The 24,793-nt window shown below is 64.0% G+C and carries 28 protein-coding genes and 1 pseudogene; 20 read left to right on the top strand and 9 right to left on the bottom strand.

Going from position 1 to position 24,793, the window contains the following annotated elements; genetic code table 11:
* Window positions 1-7 precede the first annotated feature (7 nt).
* From rbfA to AC07X5_RS24500, 6 genes are read left to right on the top strand one after another with little or no spacing between them, the layout of a single operon-like run.
* Entirely contained in the window at window positions 8-379 is a 372-nt protein-coding gene (gene rbfA / locus AC07X5_RS24475) for a 30S ribosome-binding factor RbfA (RefSeq protein ID WP_184861186.1), read from the top strand.
* A 3-nt stretch (window positions 380-382) separates the two neighbouring features.
* A complete protein-coding gene (gene truB / locus AC07X5_RS24480; protein WP_494772232.1) occupies window positions 383-1,375 on the top strand; it encodes a tRNA pseudouridine(55) synthase TruB in 993 nt (330 codons plus the stop codon).
* Window positions 1,372-3,195, top strand: a complete 1,824-nt coding sequence (gene typA, locus AC07X5_RS24485) for a translational GTPase TypA (RefSeq protein ID WP_494772233.1) — start codon at window positions 1,372-1,374, stop codon at window positions 3,193-3,195. The genes truB and typA overlap by 4 nt, the downstream gene beginning before the upstream one ends.
* A gap of 50 nt (window positions 3,196-3,245) precedes the next feature.
* Entirely contained in the window at window positions 3,246-4,562 is a 1,317-nt protein-coding gene (locus AC07X5_RS24490; RefSeq protein WP_494772234.1) for a hypothetical protein, read from the top strand.
* On the top strand, window positions 4,549-5,439 hold the full coding sequence (locus tag AC07X5_RS24495; protein WP_494772235.1) for a DMT family transporter: 891 nt from the start codon (window positions 4,549-4,551) through the stop codon (window positions 5,437-5,439). The genes AC07X5_RS24490 and AC07X5_RS24495 overlap by 14 nt, the downstream gene beginning before the upstream one ends.
* Complete coding sequence (locus tag AC07X5_RS24500) at window positions 5,439-6,557, top strand: enoyl-CoA hydratase/isomerase family protein (RefSeq protein ID WP_494772236.1); 1,119 nt, start codon at window positions 5,439-5,441, stop codon at window positions 6,555-6,557. Before AC07X5_RS24495 ends, AC07X5_RS24500 begins: the two co-directional genes overlap by 1 nt.
* Window positions 6,558-6,563: 6 nt before the next feature.
* Here the strand turns inward: AC07X5_RS24500 and AC07X5_RS24505 are convergent, their stop codons facing one another.
* The 4 genes from AC07X5_RS24505 to smpB form a co-directional block, all read right to left on the bottom strand.
* Window positions 6,564-7,424, bottom strand: coding sequence for an anti-sigma factor family protein (locus AC07X5_RS24505; RefSeq protein WP_494772237.1), 861 nt, complete (start codon window positions 7,422-7,424; stop codon window positions 6,564-6,566).
* Window positions 7,425-7,453: 29 nt separating this feature from the next.
* Window positions 7,454-8,011: an RNA polymerase sigma factor gene (locus tag AC07X5_RS24510; RefSeq protein ID WP_409956011.1), complete on the bottom strand. Its 558-nt coding sequence runs from the start codon at window positions 8,009-8,011 to the stop codon at window positions 7,454-7,456.
* Window positions 8,012-8,024: 13 nt separating this feature from the next.
* On the bottom strand, window positions 8,025-8,396 hold the full coding sequence (locus AC07X5_RS24515; protein ID WP_409956010.1) for a COG4315 family predicted lipoprotein: 372 nt from the start codon (window positions 8,394-8,396) through the stop codon (window positions 8,025-8,027).
* A 204-nt stretch (window positions 8,397-8,600) separates the two neighbouring features.
* On the bottom strand, window positions 8,601-9,074 hold the full coding sequence (smpB, locus tag AC07X5_RS24520; protein WP_409956009.1) for an SsrA-binding protein SmpB: 474 nt from the start codon (window positions 9,072-9,074) through the stop codon (window positions 8,601-8,603).
* Window positions 9,075-9,222: 148 nt separating this feature from the next.
* Between smpB and AC07X5_RS24525 the strand changes: the two genes are divergently transcribed.
* Both AC07X5_RS24525 and AC07X5_RS24530 read left to right on the top strand, forming a co-directional pair.
* On the top strand, window positions 9,223-9,663 hold the full coding sequence (locus tag AC07X5_RS24525) for a type II toxin-antitoxin system RatA family toxin (protein ID WP_494772238.1): 441 nt from the start codon (window positions 9,223-9,225) through the stop codon (window positions 9,661-9,663).
* Window positions 9,656-10,036 (top strand): RnfH family protein, encoded by a 381-nt coding sequence (locus tag AC07X5_RS24530; protein WP_494772239.1) that lies wholly within the window; start codon window positions 9,656-9,658, stop codon window positions 10,034-10,036. Before AC07X5_RS24525 ends, AC07X5_RS24530 begins: the two co-directional genes overlap by 8 nt.
* A 53-nt stretch (window positions 10,037-10,089) precedes the next feature.
* Here the strand turns inward: AC07X5_RS24530 and AC07X5_RS24535 are convergent, their stop codons facing one another.
* Window positions 10,090-10,650 carry a DUF4124 domain-containing protein gene (locus tag AC07X5_RS24535; protein ID WP_494772240.1) on the bottom strand — a complete coding sequence of 187 codons (561 nt, stop codon included), beginning with the start codon at window positions 10,648-10,650 and terminating at the stop codon, window positions 10,090-10,092.
* Window positions 10,651-10,790: 140 nt separating this feature from the next.
* On the opposite strand from AC07X5_RS24535, the gene guaB reads away from it, so the two are divergent.
* From guaB to AC07X5_RS24575, 8 genes are all read left to right on the top strand, one after another.
* On the top strand, window positions 10,791-12,266 hold the full coding sequence (guaB, locus tag AC07X5_RS24540; RefSeq protein ID WP_494772241.1) for an IMP dehydrogenase: 1,476 nt from the start codon (window positions 10,791-10,793) through the stop codon (window positions 12,264-12,266).
* Between the two features lie 110 nt (window positions 12,267-12,376).
* Window positions 12,377-12,637 carry a type II toxin-antitoxin system Phd/YefM family antitoxin gene (locus AC07X5_RS24545; RefSeq protein ID WP_409956004.1) on the top strand — a complete coding sequence of 87 codons (261 nt, stop codon included), beginning with the start codon at window positions 12,377-12,379 and terminating at the stop codon, window positions 12,635-12,637.
* Window positions 12,634-13,068 carry a type II toxin-antitoxin system VapC family toxin gene (locus AC07X5_RS24550; protein ID WP_409956003.1) on the top strand — a complete coding sequence of 145 codons (435 nt, stop codon included), beginning with the start codon at window positions 12,634-12,636 and terminating at the stop codon, window positions 13,066-13,068. Before AC07X5_RS24545 ends, AC07X5_RS24550 begins: the two co-directional genes overlap by 4 nt.
* Before the next feature lie 190 nt (window positions 13,069-13,258).
* Window positions 13,259-14,878, top strand: a complete 1,620-nt coding sequence (gene guaA / locus AC07X5_RS24555; protein WP_494772242.1) for a glutamine-hydrolyzing GMP synthase — start codon at window positions 13,259-13,261, stop codon at window positions 14,876-14,878.
* A gap of 45 nt (window positions 14,879-14,923) precedes the next feature.
* Window positions 14,924-15,475, top strand: coding sequence for a hypothetical protein (locus tag AC07X5_RS24560; RefSeq protein WP_494772243.1), 552 nt, complete (start codon window positions 14,924-14,926; stop codon window positions 15,473-15,475).
* Window positions 15,378-17,825, top strand: coding sequence for a TOTE conflict system archaeo-eukaryotic primase domain-containing protein (locus AC07X5_RS24565; protein WP_494772244.1), 2,448 nt, complete (start codon window positions 15,378-15,380; stop codon window positions 17,823-17,825). The genes AC07X5_RS24560 and AC07X5_RS24565 overlap by 98 nt, the downstream gene beginning before the upstream one ends.
* Before the next feature lie 127 nt (window positions 17,826-17,952).
* Window positions 17,953-18,246 (top strand): antitoxin of toxin-antitoxin stability system, encoded by a 294-nt coding sequence (locus AC07X5_RS24570; RefSeq protein WP_494772245.1) that lies wholly within the window; start codon window positions 17,953-17,955, stop codon window positions 18,244-18,246.
* A 14-nt stretch (window positions 18,247-18,260) separates the two neighbouring features.
* Window positions 18,261-18,527, top strand: coding sequence for a type II toxin-antitoxin system RelE/ParE family toxin (locus AC07X5_RS24575; RefSeq protein ID WP_494772246.1), 267 nt, complete (start codon window positions 18,261-18,263; stop codon window positions 18,525-18,527).
* Window positions 18,528-18,902: 375 nt separating this feature from the next.
* Here AC07X5_RS24575 and AC07X5_RS24580 read toward each other — a convergent pair whose 3' ends face one another.
* Both AC07X5_RS24580 and AC07X5_RS24585 read right to left on the bottom strand, forming a co-directional pair.
* Entirely contained in the window at window positions 18,903-19,481 is a 579-nt protein-coding gene (locus AC07X5_RS24580; protein ID WP_494772247.1) for an NADPH-dependent F420 reductase, read from the bottom strand.
* Between the two features lie 27 nt (window positions 19,482-19,508).
* Window positions 19,509-20,117 carry an FMN-dependent NADH-azoreductase gene (locus AC07X5_RS24585; RefSeq protein ID WP_494772248.1) on the bottom strand — a complete coding sequence of 203 codons (609 nt, stop codon included), beginning with the start codon at window positions 20,115-20,117 and terminating at the stop codon, window positions 19,509-19,511.
* 169 nt (window positions 20,118-20,286) lie between these two features.
* Between AC07X5_RS24585 and AC07X5_RS24590 the strand changes: the two genes are divergently transcribed.
* Window positions 20,287-21,228, top strand: a complete 942-nt coding sequence (locus AC07X5_RS24590) for a LysR family transcriptional regulator (RefSeq protein WP_494772249.1) — start codon at window positions 20,287-20,289, stop codon at window positions 21,226-21,228.
* Window positions 21,229-21,720: 492 nt separating this feature from the next.
* Here AC07X5_RS24590 and AC07X5_RS24595 read toward each other — a convergent pair whose 3' ends face one another.
* Window positions 21,721-22,635: a LysR family transcriptional regulator gene (locus tag AC07X5_RS24595; protein ID WP_494772250.1), complete on the bottom strand. Its 915-nt coding sequence runs from the start codon at window positions 22,633-22,635 to the stop codon at window positions 21,721-21,723.
* 85 nt (window positions 22,636-22,720) lie between these two features.
* Between AC07X5_RS24595 and AC07X5_RS24600 the strand changes: the two genes are divergently transcribed.
* The 3 genes and pseudogenes from AC07X5_RS24600 to AC07X5_RS24610 form a co-directional block, all read left to right on the top strand.
* Entirely contained in the window at window positions 22,721-23,548 is an 828-nt protein-coding gene (locus AC07X5_RS24600) for a dienelactone hydrolase family protein (RefSeq protein ID WP_494772251.1), read from the top strand.
* A 33-nt stretch (window positions 23,549-23,581) separates the two neighbouring features.
* On the top strand, window positions 23,582-23,851 hold the full coding sequence (locus AC07X5_RS24605) for a hypothetical protein (RefSeq protein WP_494772252.1): 270 nt from the start codon (window positions 23,582-23,584) through the stop codon (window positions 23,849-23,851).
* Window positions 23,852-23,960: 109 nt separating this feature from the next.
* Window positions 23,961-24,557 (top strand): annotated as a pseudogene (locus AC07X5_RS24610) (IS5 family transposase); the annotation flags it as partial.
* Here the strand turns inward: AC07X5_RS24610 and AC07X5_RS24615 are convergent.
* Window positions 24,544-24,793: hypothetical protein (locus tag AC07X5_RS24615; RefSeq protein ID WP_494772253.1), on the bottom strand; the 250-nt coding region annotated here is incomplete at its 5' end. The pseudogene AC07X5_RS24610 and the gene AC07X5_RS24615 sit on opposite strands and share 14 nt — an antisense overlap.

The raw sequence follows: 24,793 nt of genomic DNA on the forward strand, positions 1-24,793 counted from the left end.
CGACGACATGGCTGCAAAGAAATCCGCCACCCCCAACCGCGCCTTCAAGGTGGCCGATCAGATCCAGCGCGATCTGACGGAGCTGATCGCGCGCGAGTTGAAAGACCCGCGCGTGGGCATGGTGACGCTGCAGGGCGTGGAGGTGACTCCCGACTACGCGCACGCCAAGGTGTTCTTCAGCCTGCTGGTGGGTGACCCTGTGGAAACGCAGGCGGCGCTCAACCAGGCGGCGGGTTTCCTGCGCAATGGCCTGTTCAAGCGCCTGCACATCCACACGGTGCCCACGCTGCACTTCGTGTATGACCGCACCTCCGAACGTGCGGCCGACATGAACGCCTTGATTGCCAAGGCCGTCTCTTCGCGCGCAAAAGAGGACTAGCCCATGCACGCCCCTCGCACCAGGGTGCAGCGGCGCCCTGTGCACGGGGTATTGCTGCTGGACAAACCGCTCGGCCTGTCGAGTAACGACGCCTTGCAAAAGGCGAAGTGGCTGCTGCGCGCCGAAAAGGCGGGCCATACCGGCACGCTCGACCCGCTGGCCACCGGCGTGCTGCCGCTGTGTTTTGGTGCCGCCACCAAATTCAGCCAGCTGCAGCTCGATGCCCCCAAGACCTACGAGGCCGTGGCCCTGCTGGGCACCACCACCACCACCGGCGATGCCGAAGGCGACGTGATAGCGCGGCGCCCCGTGGTGCTGGCCGAGCTCACGCCCGAGCGCCTGGCCGCCGTGCAGCAGCGCTTCACTGGCCCGATCCAGCAGGTGCCGCCCATGCACAGCGCCCTCAAGAAGGACGGCAAGGCGCTGTACGAATACGCGCGCGCCGGCATCGAGGTCGAGCGGCCGGCGCGCGACGTGGTGATCCACTCGCTGTCCCTCACCTTGTTGGCGGACAATCCGGACGCCATCGCCCTTAAAATGGTGGTGCAGTGCAGCAAGGGGACCTATATTCGCACCCTGGGTGAGGATGTGGGCGCGGCACTGGGCTTCGGCGCGCACCTGACCTTCCTGCGCCGCATCGATACCGGCGGTATCGGCGTGGAGCGCTGCGTCACGCTGGCCGAGCTCGAAGCCATGGAGGAAGGCGCGCGCCTGTCGCAGCTGGAGCCGCCCGAATCGCTTTTGGCACAACACGTGCGTGTCACGCTGGACAGCGAGAATGCCGCTCGCTTCCTGTCGGGCGTGCGCCGCCGTGGCACCTGGCCCGATGCCGGGGCCGTGGCGGTGTTTGGCGACAGCCCCCCGGCACTGCTGGGGGTGGGCCACATCGTGGGCGGGGAGCTGGTGCCCGACAGGCTCCTGAGTCTGCTGGAGATTCAACAAATTTTGGAAGGCACGCCGCACCTGCAAGCCAGCGGCACATTGGAAAAACTATGACGAAACAGATCCGCAACATCGCCATCATCGCCCACGTTGACCATGGCAAGACCACCATGGTGGACCAATTGCTGCGCCAGTCCGGCACCTTCGCAGACCACGAAAAGGTGGTCGACACGGTGATGGACAACAACGCGATCGAAAAAGAGCGTGGCATCACCATCCTGGCCAAGAACTGTGCCGTGAGCTGGGAAGGCACCCACATCAACATCGTCGACACCCCCGGTCACGCGGACTTCGGCGGTGAAGTGGAGCGCGCCCTGTCCATGGTGGACAGCGTGGTGCTGCTGATCGACGCGCAAGAGGGCCCCATGCCCCAGACGCGTTTCGTGACCAAGAAGGCCCTGGCCCTGGGCCTGCGCCCCATCCTGGTGGTCAACAAGGTGGACAAGCCCGGTGCCAACCCCGACAAGGTCGTGAACGCCGCGTTCGACCTGTTCGACAAGCTGGGTGCCACCGACGAGCAACTCGACTTTCCCGTGGTGTACGCCTCGGGCATCAACGGCTGGTCGTCGCTGGAAGAAGGCGCACCGGGCGAGCAGTGGGGCCCCGACATGTCCGCCCTGTTCAACACCATCTTGAAGCACGTGCCCCCGAACTCGGGTGACGCGAACGCTCCGCTGCAGCTGCAGATCTCGGCGCTCGACTTCTCCAGCTTCGTGGGCCGCATCGGCGTGGGCCGCATCAGCCAGGGCACCCTCAAGCCCATGATGGACGTGGTCGTCATGGAAGGCCCCGATGGCAAGGCCGTCAAGGGCCGTGTCAACCAGGTGCTGACCTTCCAGGGCCTCGATCGCATGCAGACGCCCGTGGCCGGCCCTGGCGACATCGTGCTGATCAACGGCATCGAAGACATCGGTATCGGCGTGACCGTGACCGACCCCGCCAACCCAGCGCCGCTGCCCATGCTCAAGGTGGACGAGCCCACGCTGACCATGAACTTCTGCGTGAACACCTCGCCCCTGGCAGGCCGCGAAGGCAAGTTCGTGACCAGCCGCCAGATCTGGGACCGCCTGCAAAAGGAACTGCAGCACAACGTGGCCCTGCGCGTGAAGGAAACCGACGAAGAAGGTATCTTCGAAGTCATGGGCCGCGGTGAACTGCACCTGACCATCCTGCTGGAAAACATGCGCCGCGAAGGCTACGAGCTGGCCGTGTCCAAGCCCCGCGTGGTGTTCAAGGACGTGGGCGGCGTCAAGCACGAGCCTATCGAGTTGGTGACGGCCGACATCGAAGAAGCCCACCAGGGCGGCGTGATGCAGGCCCTGGGCGAGCGCAAGGGCGAGCTGGTGAACATGGAGCCGGACGGCCGCGGCCGTGTGCGCCTGGAATACCGCATCCCTGCGCGCGGCCTGATCGGCTTCACCAACGAATTCCTGAACCTGACGCGTGGCTCCGGCCTGATCAGCAACATCTTCGACAGCTACGAGCCGCACAAGGGCGACATCGGCGGCCGCAAGAACGGCGTGCTGATCTCCATGGACGACGGTGAAATCTTCACCTACGCCCTGGGCAAGCTCGACGACCGTGGCCGCATGTTCGTGAAGGCCAACGACCCTGTGTACGAAGGCATGATCGTCGGCATCCACAGCCGCGACAACGACCTGGTCGTGAACGCCACGCGCACCAAGCAGCTGACCAACTTCCGCGTGTCCGGCAAGGAAGACGCGATCAAGATCACGCCGCCCATCGATGCCACGCTCGAATACGCCGTGGAATTCATCGAGGACGACGAACTGGTCGAGATCACGCCCAAGTCCATCCGCATCCGCAAGCGCTACCTGACCGAGAACGAGCGCAAGCGCGCAGGCCGTTCCTGATCTGCGGGCCGCGGCTGCACAGATGACCACACAGCAGGCTGCACGGCCTGGTGAGAGGGGCGCGCCAGCCTTCGGGGCTGGCCCCGCCCCTTGTCTTTCAGGCGCGGGATTACCACACGGGCACGGCGGCGCAGCGCACCCAGCGGCGCCGGCTGGGCTGGGTGGTTGGTGCCGTCCTGGTCGCAGTGCTGGCCGTTTCGCTGGCCATGGTGTTGGCCAGCCTGGTGACCGCCCCAGGCCAGCCATTCCAGTGGCAGGTGCTGGCCAGTCGTTCGGCCACGGCGTGGCAGCGCATGGACAGCCAACGCCTGGTCTTCCACGCCCTGCAGCTCCTGCTGCTCCTGTCCATCGTGCTCGGCTTGGCATTGCACCGAAAGCGCGCGCGCCTGGTGCTGGATGACCAATCCCTGCGCTACACGTCCGGCCTGCCCGTTGTGTGGCGCTGGCTCGACTGGCAGCTGGATCTGCAGGCCCTGCGCAGCGGCGCGGTCCAGTGGAAACTGGGCGGCGCGCCTGTGCCGGCCAATCCCCTGTCCACGCTGCGGCTGACCTGGAGCAAGGGTGCACGCCTGGGCCTGTCGCCTGCGCGCTGGTACCTGCCGGGGGTGCTCGAGCAGGAGTCCGGTGTCCAGCCACACAGCGTGGCTGGCCTGGTGCTCTGGAACTCTGCCAAAAATCTGCCCGTGGTGCAGCAGATGTTCGAAGACCTTCCCCTGGTACGCGCGTTGCGCGAGCGCAGTGTGCCGGTGCCGAGTCCAGACGGCAAACCATCCAGCGCGTTCGGGGGCGCGGACCTGATGGCCTACCCGCGCATGAAGGCAGTGGTCTTCGGTTTCTTCGTGGCCTTGGCCGCGGCCGCAGCGCTGTTCCATGCCATGCGCCACCAGCACTACTTCGTCTCGCCCCCCATCGCCATCTGGTGGGCTGCGGCAGCCTGCTCCGCGCTTCTCGTGCTGGCTTGGCTGTGGCCCGAAGGCACCCTGGTCCATGGCCGAGGCACGCCCACGGCGTCGGAGCGCGTCGGCTTTCGTACCACCCAGGTGCTGCTCGCGGCGTTGACCGCAGTGCCTGCGGGCCTGTGTGCGCCTTCTCTGCCCTTGTTGTGGACCTGGGCCACGCAGGCTCCGCGTAGCGTGGTGTTCGCCGTGGCACCACCCGTGCAATCGCCGCCGCGCGTGCTGCTGCAGGCGCCGCAGGGGGAGGGCATCCCCGCCGTCGAGCCGCGCCAGGCCATCGGCTACTGGCTGAGCCTGCGCCCTGCCGCCACGGTGGAACTGCCCGTGCGGCGCGGTCTGGCGGGCCTGTGGTGGCAGTTCGACAGCAGCGTGCTCGAAGAGCGCCTGACCAGCTACTATGGCCGGCGCTAGGGTCTTGGCGCTCACGCACGGTCGGGCCGTGTGGCTCATGGTGGTGGTGACCCTGATGTGGTCCATCGCCGGCGTCGTCACGCGCCACCTGGAGGCCGCGCGCAGCTTCGAGGTCACCTTCTGGCGCAGCCTGTTCACGCTGGTGGCGCTGCTGGTGATACTGCCGCTGCTGCAGGGGCGGGCGGTGTTCGCCTCCATGCGCAATAGCGGCATCGCGTTGTGGACCGCCGGCCTGTGCTGGGCGGTGATGTTCACCGCCTTCATGGTCGCCATTTTGCTCATGCCCGTGGCCAACGTGCTGGTGACCATGGCCGTGGCGCCGCTGCTCACGGCATTGCTGGCGCGCATCTTCATCGGCCACCACATCGCGCCGCGCACCTGGGTGGCCATTGGCGTGGCCGGCCTGGGCATTGCGTGGATGTACGGCGCGCAGATGGCCGGGCTGCCCCTGGCGGGCACGCTGGTCGCGCTGTGCGTGCCCATTGCCGGCGCCGTGAACTGGACGGTGGTGCAGCATTCCCAGCGCCATGGGCACACGGTGGACCTGGTGCCCGCCGTGCTGGTGGGTGCGGTGCTGTCGGTGGTGGCCACGCTGCCACTGGCCCTGCCGTTCGAGGCCTCGGCGCACGACCTGGCGCTGCTGGCCCTGCTGGGCGTGGTGCAACTGGCCATCCCCTGCGTGCTGGCGGTGCGCTGCGGCCAGGTGCTCAAGGCGCCCGAGATTGCGTTGCTGAGCCTGCTCGAAGTGATCTTTGGTATTTTGCTGGCATGGCTGGGCGCGGGCGAAGAGCCCGGCGCCGCCGTGCTCACAGGTGGAGCGCTGGTCATCGGCGCGCTGGTTTTCAATGAACTGTTGGCTTGGAAGGAACAACAATGATGACGGAGACGACGACGAATAAGGCAGTGGCTGCAGCAGCCCCCGAGGTGCTGAGCGAAGTGCGCGGCCAGGTGGGCTTCATCACGCTGAACCGCCCGCGCGCGCTCAACGCGCTCTCGCTGGGCATGGTGCGCGACCTCATGGCCATCCTGCTCGCCTGGCAGCACGATGACGCGGTGCTGGCCGTGGCCATCCGCGGCAGCAACAAGGAAGGCCCCTTCGGCGCCTTCTGCGCCGGCGGCGACATCCGCTTTCTGCACCAGGCGGGCAGCCAGGGCAACCCGCAGCTCGAGGACTTCTTCACCGAGGAATACGCGCTCAACCACCTGATCCACAACTACCCCAAGCCCTACATTGCCTTCATGGACGGCATCGTCATGGGCGGCGGCATGGGCATCAGCCAGGGCGCTGCGCTGCGCGTGGTGACCGAGCGCACCAAGATGGCCATGCCCGAGACGGCCATCGGCCTGTTTCCCGACGTGGGCGGCGGCTACTTCCTGTCGCGCTGCCCCGGCAGCGCGGGCGAGTGGCTGGCCCTGACGGGCGACACCATCGGTGCCGACGCAGCCATTGCCTGCAACCTGGCCGACGGCTGCATTCCCGTGGACCAGCAGGCCCCCGTGTGGGAGGCCCTGGGCACGCAGCCGTTTGCCGATGCCGAGGCGGTCAAGGCCTTCGTCGTTTCGCACCTGCAGTCCAAGGGCCAGACCGCGCCGGTGGCCCTGGCCCAGGCCGAGGCCTATTTCTCATTGCCCACTGTGGGCGAGATCGTGCGCGCCCTCGAAGCCGCGGACTCTGACTGGGCGCGTGCCACCGCCGCCACGCTGCGCAAGCGCTCACCGCTGATGCTGCACGTGGTGCTGGAGCAGATCCGCCGCGCGCGGGGCATGGGCCTGGCCGACGACCTGCGCATGGAGCGCGACATGGTGCGCCACTGCTTCTACCTGCGCCCCGGCCAGAGCGAAACGGTGGAGGGCATCCGCGCCCTGGCCGTGGACAAGGACCACGCCCCGAAGTGGAACCCCGCGCGCATCGAAGACGTCACGCCCGAGATGGTCAGCCCGTTCTTCGCCAGCCCCTGGCCCGCGCATTCGCATCCCCTGGCAGCACTTGCCTGAAAAGGCTTACAGCTGCCGGTACACCGCCGATGCCAGCGCCAGCAACTGCTGGCGTGAGAGCTGGCCGCTGAGCGCGTAGCCAAAGCCCTGGTCCACCCAGTAGAAGCCGGGTACCGGGCCATCGTGGGTGAACTGGAAGGCGGTTTCGCCAGCATCCGGTTTCTTCGATGGTGGAGCCGCTGCTATGCCGGTACCGGCCGGTGTGACCGCACCCAGGTACAGGGTGATGCGCTCGCCCTGGCCGTTCTGGTACATGAACTGCGCGCGCGCGCCGGCATCGCCTGGCAGCAGCCGGCCACCCACGAGCTCGTAGCCTTCATCGGCCAGCACGGGCAGCTTGAGCGGTCGGCCCAGGCGCTTGGAGAGCCACTGCACCAGGTGCTCCTGCTGCGCGGCGGGCACCTCCACGGGGTGGCGTACCTCGGGCTGGTACACGGCATGCGCCACGGCGGCCTGCTGGGCGAAGCGCTGCCCCGTGGCGGCCAGCACCAGTGCCGGGGCATCGGCGCCACCACGCCCGGGCCACAGGCTGCGCCCGGTCCAGCCCAGGGCAAACGCCAGCAGCACCGATGCCGCCATGCCACCCCAGCGCCACCACCGGTCGCGCCGCTCCCGCAGGGCCGCGCCGCGCAACGCGGCCGCCACCAGGGTCTCGGGTATGGGTTCGGCCAGCATGCCCTGGTGCAGTGCGCGCAGCTGCTGGCGCTGCTGCCGCCAATGCTCCAGCGTCTGTCCGGCGCCGGCCTGTTCCTCCAGCCGGTGGCGCAGGGCAGCGGCATCCGCGGGCGACAGGCGGCCGTCCACCAGCGCATGCCAAGCGGCTTCATCGTCGGCGGTGGGGGGAGGGTGGTGGTGGTGCTTGTCCATGGCGGGCTGGCGTCGTCGTGCTCCGGGCCTCACTTGAGGCGGCGCAGGACAGGAGCGCCTGCCTGCCCAGGCGCTGCCGGTTCTGTCGTGGGTGCAGATGCTTCATCGGGCGGTGGCAGGGGGCCACGCTCCATCAGCAGGCGCAGGCGGCTGCGCGCGCGCGACAGGCGCGACATCACCGTGCCCACGGGGATGCCCAGGATGCGCGCCGTGTCGCCGTAGTCCATGTCCTCCAGCGTCACCAGCAGCAGCACGGCGCGCTGCTCGGGCGGCAGGCGCTGCAGGCAGCGCTCCAGGTCCAGCGCATCGTCGCCCATGCCAGCGCTGCCCTGCAGGGTGTCGCGCAGCTCGTCCAGGTCCAGGTGGGGCAGCGGTGGCTGCGTACGCAGCTGGTTGAGGTAGAGGTTGTGCATCAGCGTGAACAGCCAGGCCCGCAGGTCGCTGCCCGTGCGCCACAGCAGCCACTTGCTGCAGGCCCGCTCCAGCGTGTCCTGCACCAGGTCATCGGCGGCCCAGGCGTCGCCCGTGAGCACCCGCGCATAGCGGCGCAGCGCGGGCAACTGCTCGACGACCTGGCTGCGGTTCACGCGTTTGGGCGTGTCAGGGTTTCGCCGCGCGCCACACCTGGTTGAAGCCATCGCCGGTCTTGTCGCCCGGCTTGGTGTCCTTGACCCAGTAGTACAGCGGCTTGCCCTTGTAGGCCAGCTGCATCTTGCCGTCATCGCGCGTGATCACGCTGTAATCGGCGCTCGGGGCCTTGTCGCCCATCAGCGGCGGCCAGTTGGTGGCGCAGGGGCCGTTGCACACCGATTTGCCGCTGCCCGCGGTGTCGCGGTCAAAGGTGTACAGCGTCATGCCGCCGGCGCCCACGAGCACGCCATCCACGGTCTTCACGGGGCCGTCGGCGGCCGCCATGGACGAGCAGCCGGCAACGGCCACGAACGCAACAAAGGACAAGAGGGTCTTTTTCATGGGTTCTCCAGGTGGAAGAAGAGAGGTTGCGGGCGACGACGACAGCCGTTGGCGCCCAGCACCTCCATCAACACAAAGGCACCTTGGTTTATTCCACAGCGCATGAAAAAAAGCGAGCGTTGCGAGCTCGTCACTGTCCAGGACACTGGCACGACCCACGCCAGTGTCCTGTGCAAGGGCTGTCCTGCCGAACTGCGGCTACCTCTACCTGTTCCGGCTTTTCATGGCACGCTCCACTTCGCGCTTGCCTTCGCGGTCCTTGATGGTGTCGCGCTTGTCGTGCTCAGCCTTGCCCTTGGCCAGGGCGATCTCGCACTTCACGTAGCCGTTCTTCCAGTGCAGGTTCAGCGGCACCAGCGTGTAGCCCTTTTGCTCCACCTTGATGATCAGGTGCTCGATGTCGTTCTTCTTGAGCAGCAGCTTCTTGGTGCGTATGGCATCGGGGTTGACGTGGGTCGACGCCGTCTTGAGCGGGTTGATCTGGCAACCGAGCAGGAACAGCTCACCCTCGCGGATGATCACGTAGCCATCGGTCAGCTGCACCTTGCCTTCGCGCAGCGCCTTCACTTCCCAGCCGTACAGGACCATGCCTGCCTCATGGCGTTCTTCGAAGAAATAGTTGTAGGCCGCCTTCTTGTTATCGGCAATGCGGGACGTTGGATCGGGTTTCTTGGCCATGGGTTATTAATTGAGGCGCAAACGAGGAGATAAAAGGCCTCCCTACAATGCTTGTGTCTCGCACCTGTCATTTTAGGGCGTGTCCTTGGTCTTCCCTGGCCCGTGCCCATGCGCACGGCGAAGATCCCGGCCCAAGCCCTTCCCCTGCATGAAAACCGTCAACAAGTCCGTCCTCATCTGGTACAGCCCCGAAGAAATGTTCGCCCTGGTCACCGGGGTGGAGAAGTACCCCGAGTTCCTGCCTTGGTGCGACAGCGCCACCGTGCTGGAGCAGTCCGAGGAGGGCATGACGGCCGAGGTGGGCATCGCCTTCAGCGGCCTGCACAAGAGCTTTGTCACGCGCAACACGCACGAGGCGGGCCGCCGCGTACAGATGCGCCTGCTCAAGGGCCCGTTCTCCAAGCTCGATGGTGACTGGCTCTTTCACCCCGTGGGCGACGGCAGCCAGCGCGCCTGCAAGGTCGAACTCAGCCTGAACTATGGTTTCGACAATGCCGCCCTGGCCGCCTTGGTCGGCCCCGTGTTCGACCGCATTGCGGGCAGCATGGTCGATGCCTTCGTCAAGCGCGCGGAGCAGGTGTATGGCTGATGAAGGGGCCGGCAAGGCGCAGGCCCCGGCGGCGCCCGCGCCCACACCTGCACTGATGCAGATCACCGTGGTGCTTTCGCTGGCGCCACGCCAGATAAGCGAATGCACGGTGCAACTGCCCCCCGGCAGCACCCTGGCCGACGCCCTGCAGGCTGCGGGGCCCCTGGCGGCGCAGCGCGAGGGCATGGTCTGCGGCATCTGGGGTCGCGCCGTGCCCGATACGACCGTGCTGAAGGACCAGGACCGGGTGGAGCTGACCCGCGGCCTCAAGGTGGACCCCAAGGTGGCGCGGCGCGAGCGCTTTGCGCGCCAGGGCGCGCGGGCCACAGGCCTGTTTGCGCGACAGCGGCCAGGCGGCAAATCAGGATACTAAATGAAACAAAAACGGCGCCCAGGGCGCCGTTTTTTTGCCACGAATGCCCGCTTTCAGCGTTTGCAGTCGGACGCGATGATCGCATTGATGCGCTTGACCTCAGCATCGCGCTGCGCCTGCTCCATGAATATCCGCTCGCCCTGGGCATTGGTCTGCCGCACCGGTGCGCCGGTTTCGAACATCGCCTTGGCGTTGCGCGCCTGCGTGCAGTTCTCTGCCTTGGCCTTGGCCACTTTCTCGTCTTCGGCCTTCTTCTTGGCGGCTTCGGCAGCCTCTGCCTCGGCCTTGCGCTTCTCCAACTCCTTGTCCTTGCCAGTGGCGGCGCTGGCCGCTGCTGCGGGGGCCGCTGCCGCGCCAGGGGCGGCTGCAGCCGTTGCGCCGGCCGGTGCCGGGGTGGCTGCTGCGGGCGCGGCGGCGGCGGGGGCGGCTGGCGTGGTCACGCGCGGGCCACCAAAGCCCGGCTGCTTGAGCATGTTCTTTTCCGGAATGTCCTGCGGCGGCGGCCGGTCGCTGAAGACCTTGCGGCCGTCCTTGTCGATCCACTGCCATTGGGCGGCGGCACCCAGGGCCCAGGTGCAGGCAACGGCCAGCAAAACAATCTTGTGCAATTTCATGCAGGCAAGTTTAGCCGTGCAACAAGTCTGCCGCCAGTGCAGGCGTACGGGTGGGCGGGCTGCCCTGCTGCACGGGCAGGCGGGGCGCGTGCTGCAGCGCCGCACGGACACGGGTACAATCCGTCTTTTGGAGCCTTCTCATGCGCCTTCTTGGAAAAGCGCTCACCTTCGACGATGTGTTGCTGGTGCCAGCGTACTCCCAGGTCCTGCCCAAGGACACGTCCCTCGCGACGAAACTCTCCCGTAACATCCAGCTGAACCTGCCGCTCGTGTCCGCCGCCATGGACACCGTGACCGAGGCACGCCTGGCCATCGCCATCGCCCAGGAGGGCGGCATCGGCATCGTGCACAAGAACCTCACGCCGCAAGAGCAGGCCGCCCACGTGGCCAAGGTCAAGCGCTATGAGTCCGGCGTGCTGCGCGACCCTGTGGTCATCACCCCCGAGCACACCGTGCTGCAGGTGCTGCAGCTGTCCGAACAGCTGGGCATCTCGGGCTTCCCCGTGTGCGACGGCGGCAAGGTGGTCGGTATCGTCACCGGCCGCGACCTGCGCTTCGAAACCCGCTACGACGTCAAGGTCCACCAGATCATGACCCCGCGCGAAAAGCTGGTCACCGTCAATGAGAAGGACGGCACCACGCCGGCCGAAGCCAAAGCGCTGCTCAACAAGCACAAGCTCGAGCGCATCCTGGTCGTGAACGACGCCTTTGAGCTCAAGGGCGTGATCACCGTCAAAGACATCACCAAGCAGACCAGCTTCCCCAACGCCGCACGCGACGCCGCAGGCCGCCTGCGCGTGGGCGCTGCCGTCGGTGTGGGCGAGGGCACCGAAGAACGCGTCGAAGCCCTGGTCAAGGCCGGTGTCGACGCCATCGTGGTGGACACCGCCCACGGCCACAGCAAGGGCGTGATCGAGCGCGTGCGCTGGGTCAAGCAGAACTACCCGCACGTGGACGTCATCGGCGGCAACATCGCCACCGGCGCCGCTGCGCTGGCCCTGGTGGAGGCAGGTGCCGACGCCGTCAAGGTCGGCATCGGCCCCGGCTCCATCTGCACCACCCGCATCGTGGCAGGTGTGGGCGTGCCCCAGATCATGGCCATCGACAGCGTGGCCACGGCCCTCAAGGGCACCGGCGTGCCCCTCATCGCTGACGGCGGCATCCGCTACAGCGGCGACATCGCCAAGGCCCTGGCCGCTGGCGCCAGCACGGTGATGATGGGCGGCATGTTCGCGGGCACCGAAGAAGCCCCGGGCGAAGTCATCCTGTTCCAGGGCCGCAGCTACAAGAGCTACCGCGGCATGGGCAGCATCGGCGCCATGCAGCAGGGCAGCGCCGACCGCTACTTCCAGGAGTCGAGCACCGGCAACCCCAACGCCGACAAACTCGTGCCCGAAGGCATCGAAGGCCGCGTGCCCTACAAGGGCTCCATGGTCTCCATCGTGTTCCAGATGGCCGGCGGCGTGCGCGCCTCCATGGGCTACTGCGGTTGCGCCACCATCGACGACATGAACAACAAGGCCGAGTTCGTTGAGATCACCACCGCCGGGATCCGCGAAAGCCACGTGCACGACGTGCAGATTACGAAAGAAGCGCCGAACTACCGCGCCGACTGATCGCCATCGCAGCAATCTGGCCTGATTGAAAATATCTGGTCAGAATGATATAGTCTGGTCTGAATTTACTATTCAGGCCAGACTTTTTCTTTTTGGGGGTCCGCGCATCCATGCAGTCCGTCGGCATCTATGAAGCCAAGAGCAGGTTCTCTGCCCTGATCGAGCTGGTCGAGCAGGGTGAAGAGGTGCGCATCACCCGCCACGGCAAAGAGGTGGTGCGCATGCTGCCCGTGCGCCGCCGCCCCGTCATCACCGACGAGCAGATCGCCCGCGAGCTGGGCCAGATCGACGCCCTGCACGCCAGCATCCGTCCCGTGGCCGAGGCCGCCGCACCCGATGCATTGCGCCGCAAGGGCAGGGCCACCGCATGACCGCCTTCGTCCTCGACGCCTCCGTCACCGCCGCCTGGCTGCTGCCCGATGCGGCCAGCGAGCACACCCGCCGCCTGTACACCCTGATCCGCCGCGACGAGGTCGAGCCCCAGGCACCCAACCTCTGGCAGTGGGAGTGCAGCAACCTCATCAGCACCGGCGTTCACAGCGGCCGCATACCGCCCGCATCGGTCGAAGGCCTGTGGGGCGTGCTCGAAGCCATACGCCACCGCGTGGAACTGCACGACCTGGCCCCCGCCCAGCACAAGGCCGTGATGGACGTGGCCCTGGACACCGGCCTGCCCACCTTCGACGCCGCCTACCTGTGGCTGGCCCGCTCGCTGCGCCTGCCCCTGGCCACCTTCGATGCCGCCCAGGCAGCCGCCGCAAAGCGCAGCGGCGTACCGCTTCTCGACCTTTCCAGCCTCTAAGAGGCTGAGAATATTTTGCACATGCCCGCCTTGCACGCCAAAACGCCCCGGCTCGTCGTTGCAAATGCTCGCCATAGCCCGAGCTATGGCTGCGCTTTGCGCCTAGATCCGGGGCGTTGTGGCGCACCTTTCGGGCACGCTCAAAACATTCCCAGCCTCTAACCCTATTCACCCTCGACCACCCACCGCCATGCAACACCAGAAAATCCTCATCCTCGATTTCGGCTCGCAAGTCACCCAGCTCATCGCCCGCCGCGTGCGCGAAGCCAACGTGTACTGCGAAGTGCACCCCTGCGACGTGACGGATGAGTGGGTGCGCGACTACGCCAAGGACGGTTCGCTCAAGGGCATCATCCTCTCTGGCAGCCACGCCAGCGTGTACGAAGACACCACCGACAAGGCGCCCGAGGCCGTGTTCACGCTCGGCCTGCCCGTGCTGGGCATCTGCTACGGCATGCAGACCATGGCCCACCAACTGGGCGGCAAGGTCGAGGGCGGCCACAAGCGCGAGTTCGGCTTTGCGGCCGTGCGCGCCCGCGGCCACACCGCGCTGCTCAAGGACATTGCCGACTTCACCACCCCCGAAGGCCACGGCATGCTCAACGTCTGGATGAGCCATGGCGACAAGGTCACCGAGCTGCCCCCGGGCTTCAAGCTCATGGCCAGCACCGACAGCTGCCCCATCGCCGGCATGGCCGACGAAGAGCGCCGCTTCTATGCCGTGCAGTTCCACCCCGAAGTCACGCACACCGTGCAGGGCAGGGCGCTGCTCGAGCGCTTCGTGCTCGGTATCTGCGGCACCCGCCCCGACTGGGTCATGCGCGACCACATCGCCGAAGCCGTGGAGCAGATCCGCGCCCAGGTGGGCGATGAAGAAGTCATCCTGGGCCTGTCGGGCGGCGTCGATTCGTCCGTGGCCGCAGCCCTGATCCACCGCGCCATCGGCGACCAGCTCACCTGCGTGTTCGTCGACCACGGCCTGCTGCGCCTGAACGAAGGCGACATGGTCATGGACATGTTCGTCGGCAAGCTGCACGCCAAGGTCATCCGCGTGGACGCCAGCGACCTCTTCCTCGGCAAGCTGGCCGGCGTGAGCGAGCCTGAGCAAAAGCGCAAGATCATCGGCGGCCTGTTCGTCGACGTGTTCAAGGCCGAGGCCGCCAAGCTCAAGGCCGCAGGCGGTGGACACAAGGGCGCCACCTTCCTGGCCCAGGGCACCATCTACCCCGACGTGATCGAATCCGGCGGCGCCAAGAGCAAGAAGGCCGTCACCATCAAGAGCCACCACAACGTGGGCGGCCTGCCCGAGCAACTGGGCCTCAAGCTGCTGGAGCCCCTGCGCGACCTGTTCAAGGACGAAGTGCGCGAACTCGGCGTGGCCCTGGGCCTGCCGCCCGAAATGGTCTACCGCCACCCCTTCCCCGGCCCCGGCCTGGGCGTGCGCATCCTCGGCGAGGTGAAAAAAGAATACGCCGACCTGCTGCGCCGCGCCGACGCGATCTTCATCGAAGAGCTGCGCAACCACGTCGACGAAGCCACCGGCAAGACCTGGTACGACCTCACCAGCCAGGCCTTCACGGTCTTCCTGCCGGTCAAGAGCGTTGGCGTGATGGGCGATGGCCGCACGTACGACTACGTGGTCGCCCTGCGCGCCGTGCAAACCAGCGACTTCATGACCGCCGACTGGGCTGAGCTGCCGTACGCGCTGCTCAAGAAGGTGTCGGGGCGCATCATCAACGAGGTGCGGGGCATCAACCGCGTGACGTACGACGTGAGCAGCAAGCCGCCGGCGACGATTGAGTGGGAGTGAGGGATTCGGATAATTTCTCTATCAATCAATGAATTAGATCGAAGCATGGTCACAACGAAAGCGCCGAGTTGGAGCGACGTCAAGAACAAGCTCGCTGACTTCGACAGCCCAGGCTTGATCGGTCTTGTGCAGGACCTCTACGCTTCAAGCAAGGGCAACCAGGCATTCCTGCATGCTCGCTTCGGGCTCGGCGACGATGTGCTGAAGCCGTACAAGTTAACCATCGACCGCTGGCTCTGGCCCGACGTGTTCAAGAACCAGGACACATCGGTTGCCAAGGCCAAGAAGCCCATCGTGGACTACAAGAAGGCCATCGGCCAGCCGGAGGGCCTGGCAGAACTGATGGTGTTCTTCTGCGAGCGCGCAGTGGGATTCAGCAGCGACGTTGGCTTGCAGGACGAGGGCTACTTCGACGCTCTGGTGCGGATGTTCGAGCAGGCGTTGAAAGCCATGGACGCCTTGCCCGAGGGGCCCAGGGCCGCATTGTTGGGTCGCCTCGATGCTGTTCGACGCCTCGGCCACAACTTGGGCTACGGCGTTGGTGACGACATGGACGACCTGCTGGCCGAGCATGGGTTCGATGGCGGACCGCGATGAACTCACCACGCTGCGCGCGGAGCACGATCGGCTGATCGCGCTGCTCGAATCGCACGGCATCGAATGGCGGGCGCAGCAGCAGACGTCCCCACAGCCCGTCGAGCCATCGAGACTGTCCACCCGCGAGAAGGTCGCCATCTTCCGACGGCTCTTCCGCGGCCGTACCGATGTGTTCCCCGTTCGATGGGAAAGCAAGACCACGGGCAAGTCGGGCTACGCGCCGGCCTGCGCGAATGAGTGGCGTCCCGGCGTGTGCGAGAAGCCGCGCATCAAGTGCGGAGACTGCGGCAATCGTCTGCTCGTCCCGCTGTCGGACACAGTGATCTACAACCACTTGGCTGGCGGGCACACGGTGGGGGTGTATCCGCTGTTGGAGGACGATAGCTGCCATTTCCTGGCCGTCGACTTCGACGAGGCCGAATGGCGGGACGATGCGCAGGCGTTCATGTTGTCTTGCTCGGAGCTGGGCGTATCGGCAGCGCTGGAGGTTTCGCGATCCGGTCAGGGCGCCCATGCCTGGGTTTTTTTTGTCGGCCGCGTGTCGGCGCGTGATGCCCGCCGTCTGGGCACGGCCATCATCAGCCACACCTGCGCGCGCACGCGGCAGCTCCGGCTCACGTCCTACGACCGGCTGTTCCCGAACCAAGACACGATGCCCAAGGGCGGGTTTGGCAACTTGATCGCGCTGCCACTGCAGAAGGGTCCGAGGGACAAAGGCTTCAGCGTCTTTGTCGACGCCGAGCTGCGTCCCTACCCGGACCAGTGGGCGTTCCTGGCCTCGATCCAGTCCATGGACGCGCACGATATCGAGCCGACCATCCTGCGTGCCACGGGTGGCGTCCACCCGCTGGACGTCACCTTCATTGATGACGAGGACTTGGCTACGCCGTGGACACGCCAGAGCATCGCGTCGAAGAAGCTGACGGGGTCAATGCCCCGCTCGCTGACGCTGACCCTGGCCAACCTGATCTACTTCGAGAAGGTGCAGCTTTCTCAGCCCCTGGCCAATCGCCTGATCCGCTTGGCGGCGTTCCAGAACCCTGAATTCTATAAGGCGCAGGCGATGCGGATGTCGGTGTGGGACAAGCCGCGTGTCATCGGCTGCGCCGAGAACTTCCCGCAGCACATCGCGTTGCCCCGCGGGTGTTTGGTTGCCGCCCTGTCGCTGCTGCGCGAGAACGACATTGCCTACGACCTGCGAGACGAGCGCTTCAGTGGCCAGCCGTTGGATGTGTCGTTTGTCGGCAATCTGCGCCCAGATCAGGAGGCCGCCGTCGCCGCGATGATGCCCTTCGAGGCCGGTGTACTTTGCGCCCCAACAGCCTTTGGCAAGACGGCCACCGCCGCCGCGATGATGGCGCTCCGGGGTGTCAACACCCTGGTGCTGGTGCATCGCACCGAGCTGGCGAAGCAGTGGCAGGAGCGGCTACAGGCCTTTCTCGGCGTCGGCAAGAGCGTGGTCGGCAACATCGGCGGCGGCAAGGCCAAGCCGACCGGCAGGATCGACATTGCCGTGATGCAGTCCCTGTCCCGCCAGGGGGAGGTGGTGCCGCTGGTCGAGGACTATGGCCAGGTGATCGTCGACGAGTGCCACCATGTCGGTGCAGTCTCCTTCGACGCCATCCTCAAGCGGACCAAGGCCAAATATGTGCTGGGCCTGACGGCGACTCCGATCCGACGCGATGGCCAGCAGCCGATCATCTTCATGCAATGCGGGCCGATCCGCCATACGGCGGCTACGCCTGCCGGAGCGCCGCACGACCTAGAGGCTGTGCCGCGGTTCCGCCATGTCCGGATCGATCTGCCGCAGGACGCCGGCATCCAGGAAGTCTTTCGGCATCTTGCCAACGATCAGGCCAGGACCGAGGCCATTGCCTCCGAGGTGCGCGAAGCCTTTGCGCAGGGTCGCAAGATGTTGGTCCTGACAGAGCGCACGGAACACCTCGGTGCAATCGAGGCAGCCCTCGGCGGCCTTGGGTCGGCACTTTTCGTATTGCATGGCCGGATGTCCAGAACGCAGCGTGCGGCGCTGGTGGCAGGCCTTGAGGCACTGGCGCCCGACGCGGCGCGCGTCCTCCTGGCGACTGGCAAGTTGGTTGGGGAGGGCTTCGACCACCCGCCGCTGGACACGCTGGTTCTCGCCATGCCGGTGTCCTGGAAAGGCACGCTGCAGCAGTACGCCGGTCGCCTGCATCGGGAGCACGCCAGCAAGACCGACGTGAAGATCATCGACTTTGTGGACGCCGGCCACCCGGCTTTGCTGCGTATGTGGGACAAGCGTCAGCGCGGCTACCGAGCGATGGGATATCGGATTGAGGCCGGCACCGTGCCTAACGAAAGCTTGCTTTGATGCGCTGATGCAGATTCAGGTGCGTTTGAATGGGAGTGAGTGGGCAGACCACTATCGGCGACGCAGCGTGGCAAGAAGTATTGACGTTGTATATACTTCGTTGATATCAACGTTTCCGGAGCCGGTCATGTCCAAAGAAGCCATGTTCACCATGAAGCTGGAGCCGGAGCTGCGCGACGCCTTCATGGCCGAGGCTGAGGCGAGCCACCGCCCTGCGTCGCAGGTGGTGCGCGAACTGATGCGCGAATTCATCGAGCGCCAGCGGCAGACCCGTGAGTACGACGCCTTCCTGCGCGCCAAGGTCGACACGGCGCGTGCGCAGATCGCGTCTGGTCAGTACGCCAGTGATGCCGATGTCGAGGCCCGCTTTGCTGCTCGCCGCTCTGCACTGCGGGCCAAAGTGGGTGGCGCTGACGCGTGAGGGTCCTGTGGACCTTGTCCGCCGAGAAAGACCGCGCCGACATCGTCGACTTCATCGCTCAGGACAACCCGCTCGCCGCCATCCGCATGGATGAGCTTTTCTCGGCCGCAGTCGGACGACTGGCCGAGCATCCCCTGTTGGGACGGGCCGGACAGATCCCCGGCACCCGAGAGTTGATCCCACACGAGAGCTATAGGCTGGTCTATGAGGTGCGGGCGGATACCGTCTGGATCTTGACTTTGGTGCATACCGCTCGCCTGTGGCCGCCGACCCGGTTGTGATCGATGGCCCGCAAAAGCACTCGGCTAGAAGTGACGATGAAGTACGATGTCCCGACCTGCAAAGCAAGCATTCATGCGGGTTTGTGGTCGTCGGAAACCATAGAGTGGGGGTGAGATCAGGTCCTGAGGAGCCTATCGCCAGCCATCGAAAAAACTGCCGTAACGTGTTGACCTCAACGAAATCACGTCGCGGCAGTTGTCGGGGACTATCGCCGGGTAGCGCAACGGATTGACGGTAGCTTTTTCACTCGGCTCCCCGGGCATCAACAGGTCTCCTGGCCCTTGCGGTCGCCGTCACGAAAATCTGTGAAACTGCGCCGACTCCACTTGGTGCTTGCTTGGTGGTGAAGCACAATTGCAGTTGTCGCTTGGCCCTCACTGCATCGCCAGCAGGTTCTTCAGGATCAGCGGCCCGCCCATACCAATCAGTGCGCCACCTTCGCTCAGGGTGCCGAGCACGATGGGCGCAAAGCCCAGGCGTTCGACGAGGGTGCGCACCTGATCCACCGCCGCCGCCTCGTCCCCGGCCATAAACATCACGCGGCGTCCGCTCTCCTGCCCGGGGTCCTGCGCCAGCAGTTTGGCCGGCAACTGGTTGAACGTCTTGACGACATGCGCGCCAGGAAACGACTCGGACACGACGACGCTGGAGGGCAGGCCCCTGAGCTCGTTTTCCGGCACGCCATAGGTGTTCATGGCGTCGATGATGATCTTGCCCTTCCACTTGTCGGAGGCGGCTGCCACCGCGGCACGCGCCATGAAAGGCGTCGCCAGGATGATGATGTCTGCGCCAAGCGCCTCTTCGATGGACACGGGCGTGACGTACTGGCTGCGAAGCGCCTCCAGGGATTGCGGACCACGTGAATTGGCGATGCCTACGGGAATCGCGACCCGGTTGAAGTGATGGGCCAGTGCGCCGCCGACGTTGCCGGCACCGATGATGGAATAGGTCATGGGGTTCTCTTCAAGGTAAATGGATGCTCAGGCCGCGAGGGCGGCGATGTCCTGCAGGGCTTGCGCGACGGCGGCTTGCCTTGCATCGGGGCCCAGGGCGAGCCCTTCGGCGCGCACCACGGTCGTGTCTGTCATGCCCAGAAACGCCAGCAACGCCAGCAGATAGCTCTCCTGGTGCTCAAGGGCCGCGCCTTGAGAGCCCGGCGTGTAGATGCCGCCGCGAGACGAGGCGATGAACGCCTTCTTGCCGACCAGCAGGCCTTCGGGGCCGGTGGCCGTGTAGCGGAAGGTCTTGCCGGCGATCGCAATCCGGTCGATCCAGGACTTCAGCGGCGTCGGAATGGACAGGTTGTACATCGGCGCCCCGATCACCACGATGTCCGCCGCGAAGAGCTCCGACAGGTAGGCGTTGCCCTTGACCAGGTCGGCGGTGATGACCTCGTCCTCAACCTGTGCACCTTGCCATGCCGACATGTGCGTGCCAGTGAGGTGCAGGGCCGGGTCGGCCGCCAGGTCGCGGTAGACGACCTGCAGGCCGGGGTGCAAGACCTTTTGCCGCGCGACGATTTCGGCGGAAAGCTGGCGGCTGACGGAGGCCGCGCCGAGAACGCTGGAATCCAGGTGAAGCAATTGCATGGGGAAATCCTTTCGGTGAACGCCTTGTGGGGCGAAGGGGGGAGGGGCTTCATCCGCATATCGACCGGATGGAGTGGCTGGATAGGTATGGTGCGGACGAACCACCATCTTGCGAAGACGGTATATTGAGAACCGAACCATCTGTTTTTGGGATGGATGGAGGTGGCCCATGCTCGACGGCGTTTCCCTGGACCAGCTGCGCACGTTCGTGGCCGCGGCTGATGAAGGCAGCTTTTCCGCAGCGGCGCGCAAGCTCAACCGCGTGCAGTCCGCGGTGAGCGGCTGGGTTGCAGGCCTGGAGGCACAGACCGGGGTGACCCTGTTCGACCGCAGCGGCCGCTTCCCGAAGCTCACGCCCGAGGGCGTGCTGCTGTTGGCCGATGCCCGCAACATCGTCTCGGGCGTGGACAGGCTCAAGGCGCGGGCCAAGCTCATGACAGGTGGCATGGAGGCCGAGCTGTCCGTGGTCGTCGACGTGTTCTTTCCGCCGGACGTCATCAGCCGGGCGGCCAAGGAATTCGCGAAACGGTTTCCGATCACGCCGCTGCGGCTGTTCGTGGAAGGGCTGGGCGCCGCTTATGAGCCGGTGCTGGATGGCCGCTGCAGCCTGGGCATCCTCGGCGCCTTGCCGGTGCCGTTTCCCTCGCTCGTCAGCGAGCGCCTGGGCGAGATCTCGCTGGTGATGGTGGCTGCTGCCGAGCACCCCCTGAGCGCTGTCAAAGGGCGAATCCCGCGCGAAGAACTGGGCAAGCACATCCAGTTGGTGCTGACCGACCGCTCGCAGCTCATGGTGGGCCGCGACTACGGCGTACTTTCCCCGACCACCTGGCGTCTGGCCGACCTGTCCACCAAGCACGCCTTCTTGAAACAAGGCCTGGGCTGGGGAGGCATGCCGGTGCACATGGTGGAGCAGGATGTGGCTGAAGGCCGACTTGTCATCCTTGATGTCGACGAGGTGCCCAAAGTGGGGATGCAGATCACCACATCCGCATTCCACCTGGCGGCGGTGCCCCCTGGACCGGCCGGAAGGTGGCTGATCGATCACCTCCAAGGCTGGTCCGCTGAGTCAAACGGTGCACAACCATCGATGTCTCATTCCATCGACCGGTAGGTGTACACGAGCCCCGCAAGGTGGAAGGCGGCGCAATGGTCAACATGCCCACGATAGAGAACCCCGGCAACCAGCGGCATGCACCTGCCCAAGTACCACAACCATCATCCAATGGCGCGCCATCGTCAGCTAACCGCTGGGCCAGCAGTTCGAGAACTTGGCGCTCACGTCCAACACGCCCCACGCCGGCCAGCCGCTGCGCGTGCGCATGCTGTTCGACGGCTAGCCTATCGGTGGTATTCGCCTGTCGCTGGGTGAACAAGGCGTGGCCGTGACCACGGCGGCCGATGGCAACGCCCCCAACAGGCCTGCGGCCGACGCCAACCAGCTTCTGGCCACACGCCGCATGTCCGTGGCAAACGACCTGCGCACCACCGGCAGGGGCTGGGAGTCCCTCGTGGCGTTTCTTTCTTGGCGCAAAGGCAAACTTCACGGGCTTGCACAAAGTACGCGGAGGGCACGGTTCTCAAAGGAGCACCGGGGCCGTATACCTCACTGGAGGAGAACCCATGGATGCAACCTGCTGCTCGGAAGAACGAGTTTTATAGCCGCAATCAATTCTTTGGCTGGAACGGAAAGGGTGTGTTCTTTTCGATGCATGGTGAATATTTCCCTCGATACGCGTGGTTCGATGCTAGTGAAACACAGGCCAGCCGCGTCGCGATGTGAAGCCCCCAAAGCCGACATAACCGCGATCCCAACCCCTTCGTGAACCATGGCAATCTGTAATGCCAGGCTGGAGACTTCCACCCCCCTCCCCATTTGCGAAACGAGATCTGAACCGGCGGCGCTAAGAACGTGAACGATGCTCGTGTCCGAACTTTCCTTGAGCAACGGCAGGCGCTCGATCTCACTCAAATCCAGTGACGATCCCAGCTCATGGAATTGAGTACTTGACAGCAGTCCAATTGGAGCAGTGAGGAGCTTCCTGCATGTTAGAGATGCTGTAGATCCTACAGGCGATCCAATTCCAAAATCGACCTCGCCTTGAGCGACTTGTCGAGTTATTCCTTGACTGTTGTCATCCAAAATTCGGACATTGACAAGGGGATGTTGTTGCCTGAACGACTTCAATGCCGCAGGTAGCACCGTGCAACCGAACGCCTCCCCAACCGCAACGCTTACGGTTGCTCTAGGTCCTGAAGCATCGTCGCGAAGTACGAAAGTTGCTTCCACAAGATCTTGAAGTAGTTGCCTGGCAACTGGAAGGAACCTTTCTCCCGCTGGCGTTAGCGTCACCCGCCGGGTACTGCGGACAAACAATGCTACCCCCAATTGATTCTCAAACTCCTGCAGCGCGCGGCTTAAAGCAGGTTGACTGAGAAAGAGCAACTCTGCAGCGCGCGATATGTTACCTAGCGCGGCTGTGGTCACAAACATCTTGAGTTGGCGCTGGGTCAGATTCATAACCAAGAAGTATAAATCATGCACACCTATGCATTGGACGATTCTTCAGTGGCTGCGTAGAGTTCAGTTCAAAGGAGACCCAGCCATGTTCAAATTGATCCTCGCACTAGTCCTTTCCTCTCTGCTCCCATCCGCTTTCGCGCAGGCACCAGACGGAGAAGTGAAGGGGAATGCTTACACCCACACAGCAGCTTCCTCCAAGGAGGTAATTCAGAACTCCCAAGTCTCTATACCAGCGGTTTACAACAATGGACAAGAGTATTTCGGAAAATTCAGGGATGCCCCCTCGGATGTGAAAGGCAACATCCCAATCGTTATTTTTATGCATGGGTCGTCGGGCTTGGGATTAAAGGCAATTGAGGAGTGGCAACACTGGCTTAGCAAATTGGGCGTTGCCAGTATCGCTCCGGACTCCTTTGTCTTGCCAGACCGAATAACTTATAAGTCGCCAGTTTCTAAAGAAGTATATGAAAAAATTCACGCATTGCGTGCATCAGAAATTCAGCTTGCTATCCAAGCGCTTAAAAATATACAATGGGTCGACAAAAGCCGCATAGTTTTGGCTGGCACCAGCGAGGGAGGAACGGCCGTTGCAAGGTATGATGGGAGTGAGTTGGCAGGCAGAATTATTTTTTCTTGGAGTTGCGAGAATAATTACTTTGTGACATCCCCGATCACTGCAGTTCCTCTCGGTCAGCCTGTACTAAACGTGATTAGTGCCAATGATCCATTTTTCTCTCCGTCCAATAAGTGGCTGGGAAATAATGAAGCACTAGGCCATTGCGCGAATGCGTTAAAGGATCACAAAAATTCCAGTATAGTATTGATCCCGGGCGCTCCGCACACCCTGATTAACTTACGTGCGGCTCGCCAGCCGGTTGAAAAATTTCTACTAGATATTTTCAAGATGTAGTTAAATAACGGCTGCCAAGCATGGGAGCAATTCATGATTATCAATTTGATGATTGAAAAAATAGAATTGAATTTGTATATTTTTAAGCTTTTCAAAGGTTCTGAACTCTTGGGGAGTTTCGAGAGCGACACCATCGCCAACGGTCTTGGGCAAGCAGCGGAACTAATGGTGTCTGCGCAATCAGCATTTCATCTTATATACGAGCACGTTTGTGCCGGGACCGCAACAGTGTCGACGATGCGTATCGACCCTAACAGCCTTGCACATAGGCTGGTTTCTATGCACGGAATGTTCGCCAAATAAATTGCCAATGTACTGTCCTTCCCAAGATTCGGTATAAGAGCCTGTTCAAAATCTCTAGCCCCAGCTAATTTTCCGGTAAGCTTCCTGCCCCCATGAGAGCCAAGTACCCCAGACGGTGCATGCTTATTTTGCGATCTGGAGTGAGCCACGAGAAGGTGGCAGCCTGCTGGAGCAGGCTTTAAAAAAAATCAGGTTGGCGCGGCCCGCGAGAGACTGGGGCGTAGCGCCTCAAGCGGGTTCTTGATAGTAGACGCGCAGAGAGTGAAGAACACGGATGCGGCGGCCTTGAAGGGCTATGACGCGGGCAAGAAAGTTTCAGGCATCACACTTCACATTGCGTGGATACGCAGGGGCTGCCGCACGCGGTGTCAGTGAACACGGCGCAGGTGACGGATCGCAAAGGGGCTTTGCAGGCGCTGCAAGCCTGCTTTGGGTGGGGTTCAGGCCCTGCTGTGTGACAGCGGCTACGTGGGTAAACCGTTCGCTCAGGGGGCAAGACATTCTGGGTGGACACGTAGCTGTACAGATCGCCAAGCGAAGCAAGTTGCATATGTTCAAGGTCATGCCCCAGCGTTGGGTCGAAGAGCGCAGCTTTGCCTGGCTGGAGAAAAACAGGCGGCTATGGAAGAACTTCGAGAGGCAGCTGAACACCAGCTTGCAGTTCATCCCTCTGGCATTCTTGTCTCTATTGCTCAGAAGATTTTGAACAGGTTCTTAGATTTTTTCGATGTGAAGAACGCAAAAATCTTGTTCTGGTGCTTGTCGAACGCATGCACCAATACGCGGTCATCGGATGAGAAACGCCGCAGCCGAACTTGGGCACCTAGTGTCCCGAGTTCGAAATTCGTTGAATAAATCTCTCGATAATCGCCGCCATGCGTCGTTACAAATGCTCGCCATGCCACCCGGCATGGCTGTGCTTTGCGCCTAGCCTGGCAGCGA

Source organism: Acidovorax sp. GW458-11-26-14-TSB4 (assembly GCF_059423865.1).

What these genes read in the sequence shown, in the direction of transcription:
- rbfA (WP_184861186.1), top strand. Translation starts at nt 8, where the DNA reads ATGGCTGCAAAGAAATCCGCCACCCCCAACCGCGCCTTCAAGGTGGCC.
- truB (WP_494772232.1), top strand. Translation starts at nt 383, where the DNA reads ATGCACGCCCCTCGCACCAGGGTGCAGCGGCGCCCTGTGCACGGGGTA.
- typA (WP_494772233.1), top strand. Translation starts at nt 1,372, where the DNA reads ATGACGAAACAGATCCGCAACATCGCCATCATCGCCCACGTTGACCAT.
- AC07X5_RS24495 (WP_494772235.1), top strand. Translation starts at nt 4,549, where the DNA reads ATGGCCGGCGCTAGGGTCTTGGCGCTCACGCACGGTCGGGCCGTGTGG.
- AC07X5_RS24500 (WP_494772236.1), top strand. Translation starts at nt 5,439, where the DNA reads ATGACGGAGACGACGACGAATAAGGCAGTGGCTGCAGCAGCCCCCGAG.
- AC07X5_RS24505 (WP_494772237.1), bottom strand. Translation starts at nt 7,424, where the DNA reads ATGGACAAGCACCACCACCACCCTCCCCCCACCGCCGACGATGAAGCC.
- AC07X5_RS24515 (WP_409956010.1), bottom strand. Translation starts at nt 8,396, where the DNA reads ATGAAAAAGACCCTCTTGTCCTTTGTTGCGTTCGTGGCCGTTGCCGGC.
- smpB (WP_409956009.1), bottom strand. Translation starts at nt 9,074, where the DNA reads ATGGCCAAGAAACCCGATCCAACGTCCCGCATTGCCGATAACAAGAAG.
- AC07X5_RS24525 (WP_494772238.1), top strand. Translation starts at nt 9,223, where the DNA reads ATGAAAACCGTCAACAAGTCCGTCCTCATCTGGTACAGCCCCGAAGAA.
- AC07X5_RS24530 (WP_494772239.1), top strand. Translation starts at nt 9,656, where the DNA reads ATGGCTGATGAAGGGGCCGGCAAGGCGCAGGCCCCGGCGGCGCCCGCG.
- AC07X5_RS24535 (WP_494772240.1), bottom strand. Translation starts at nt 10,650, where the DNA reads ATGAAATTGCACAAGATTGTTTTGCTGGCCGTTGCCTGCACCTGGGCC.
- guaB (WP_494772241.1), top strand. Translation starts at nt 10,791, where the DNA reads ATGCGCCTTCTTGGAAAAGCGCTCACCTTCGACGATGTGTTGCTGGTG.
- AC07X5_RS24545 (WP_409956004.1), top strand. Translation starts at nt 12,377, where the DNA reads ATGCAGTCCGTCGGCATCTATGAAGCCAAGAGCAGGTTCTCTGCCCTG.
- AC07X5_RS24550 (WP_409956003.1), top strand. Translation starts at nt 12,634, where the DNA reads ATGACCGCCTTCGTCCTCGACGCCTCCGTCACCGCCGCCTGGCTGCTG.
- guaA (WP_494772242.1), top strand. Translation starts at nt 13,259, where the DNA reads ATGCAACACCAGAAAATCCTCATCCTCGATTTCGGCTCGCAAGTCACC.
- AC07X5_RS24560 (WP_494772243.1), top strand. Translation starts at nt 14,924, where the DNA reads ATGGTCACAACGAAAGCGCCGAGTTGGAGCGACGTCAAGAACAAGCTC.
- AC07X5_RS24565 (WP_494772244.1), top strand. Translation starts at nt 15,378, where the DNA reads ATGCTGTTCGACGCCTCGGCCACAACTTGGGCTACGGCGTTGGTGACG.
- AC07X5_RS24570 (WP_494772245.1), top strand. Translation starts at nt 17,953, where the DNA reads ATGTCCAAAGAAGCCATGTTCACCATGAAGCTGGAGCCGGAGCTGCGC.
- AC07X5_RS24580 (WP_494772247.1), bottom strand. Translation starts at nt 19,481, where the DNA reads ATGACCTATTCCATCATCGGTGCCGGCAACGTCGGCGGCGCACTGGCC.
- AC07X5_RS24585 (WP_494772248.1), bottom strand. Translation starts at nt 20,117, where the DNA reads ATGCAATTGCTTCACCTGGATTCCAGCGTTCTCGGCGCGGCCTCCGTC.
- AC07X5_RS24590 (WP_494772249.1), top strand. Translation starts at nt 20,287, where the DNA reads ATGCTCGACGGCGTTTCCCTGGACCAGCTGCGCACGTTCGTGGCCGCG.
- AC07X5_RS24595 (WP_494772250.1), bottom strand. Translation starts at nt 22,635, where the DNA reads ATGAATCTGACCCAGCGCCAACTCAAGATGTTTGTGACCACAGCCGCG.
- AC07X5_RS24600 (WP_494772251.1), top strand. Translation starts at nt 22,721, where the DNA reads ATGTTCAAATTGATCCTCGCACTAGTCCTTTCCTCTCTGCTCCCATCC.
- AC07X5_RS24605 (WP_494772252.1), top strand. Translation starts at nt 23,582, where the DNA reads ATGATTATCAATTTGATGATTGAAAAAATAGAATTGAATTTGTATATT.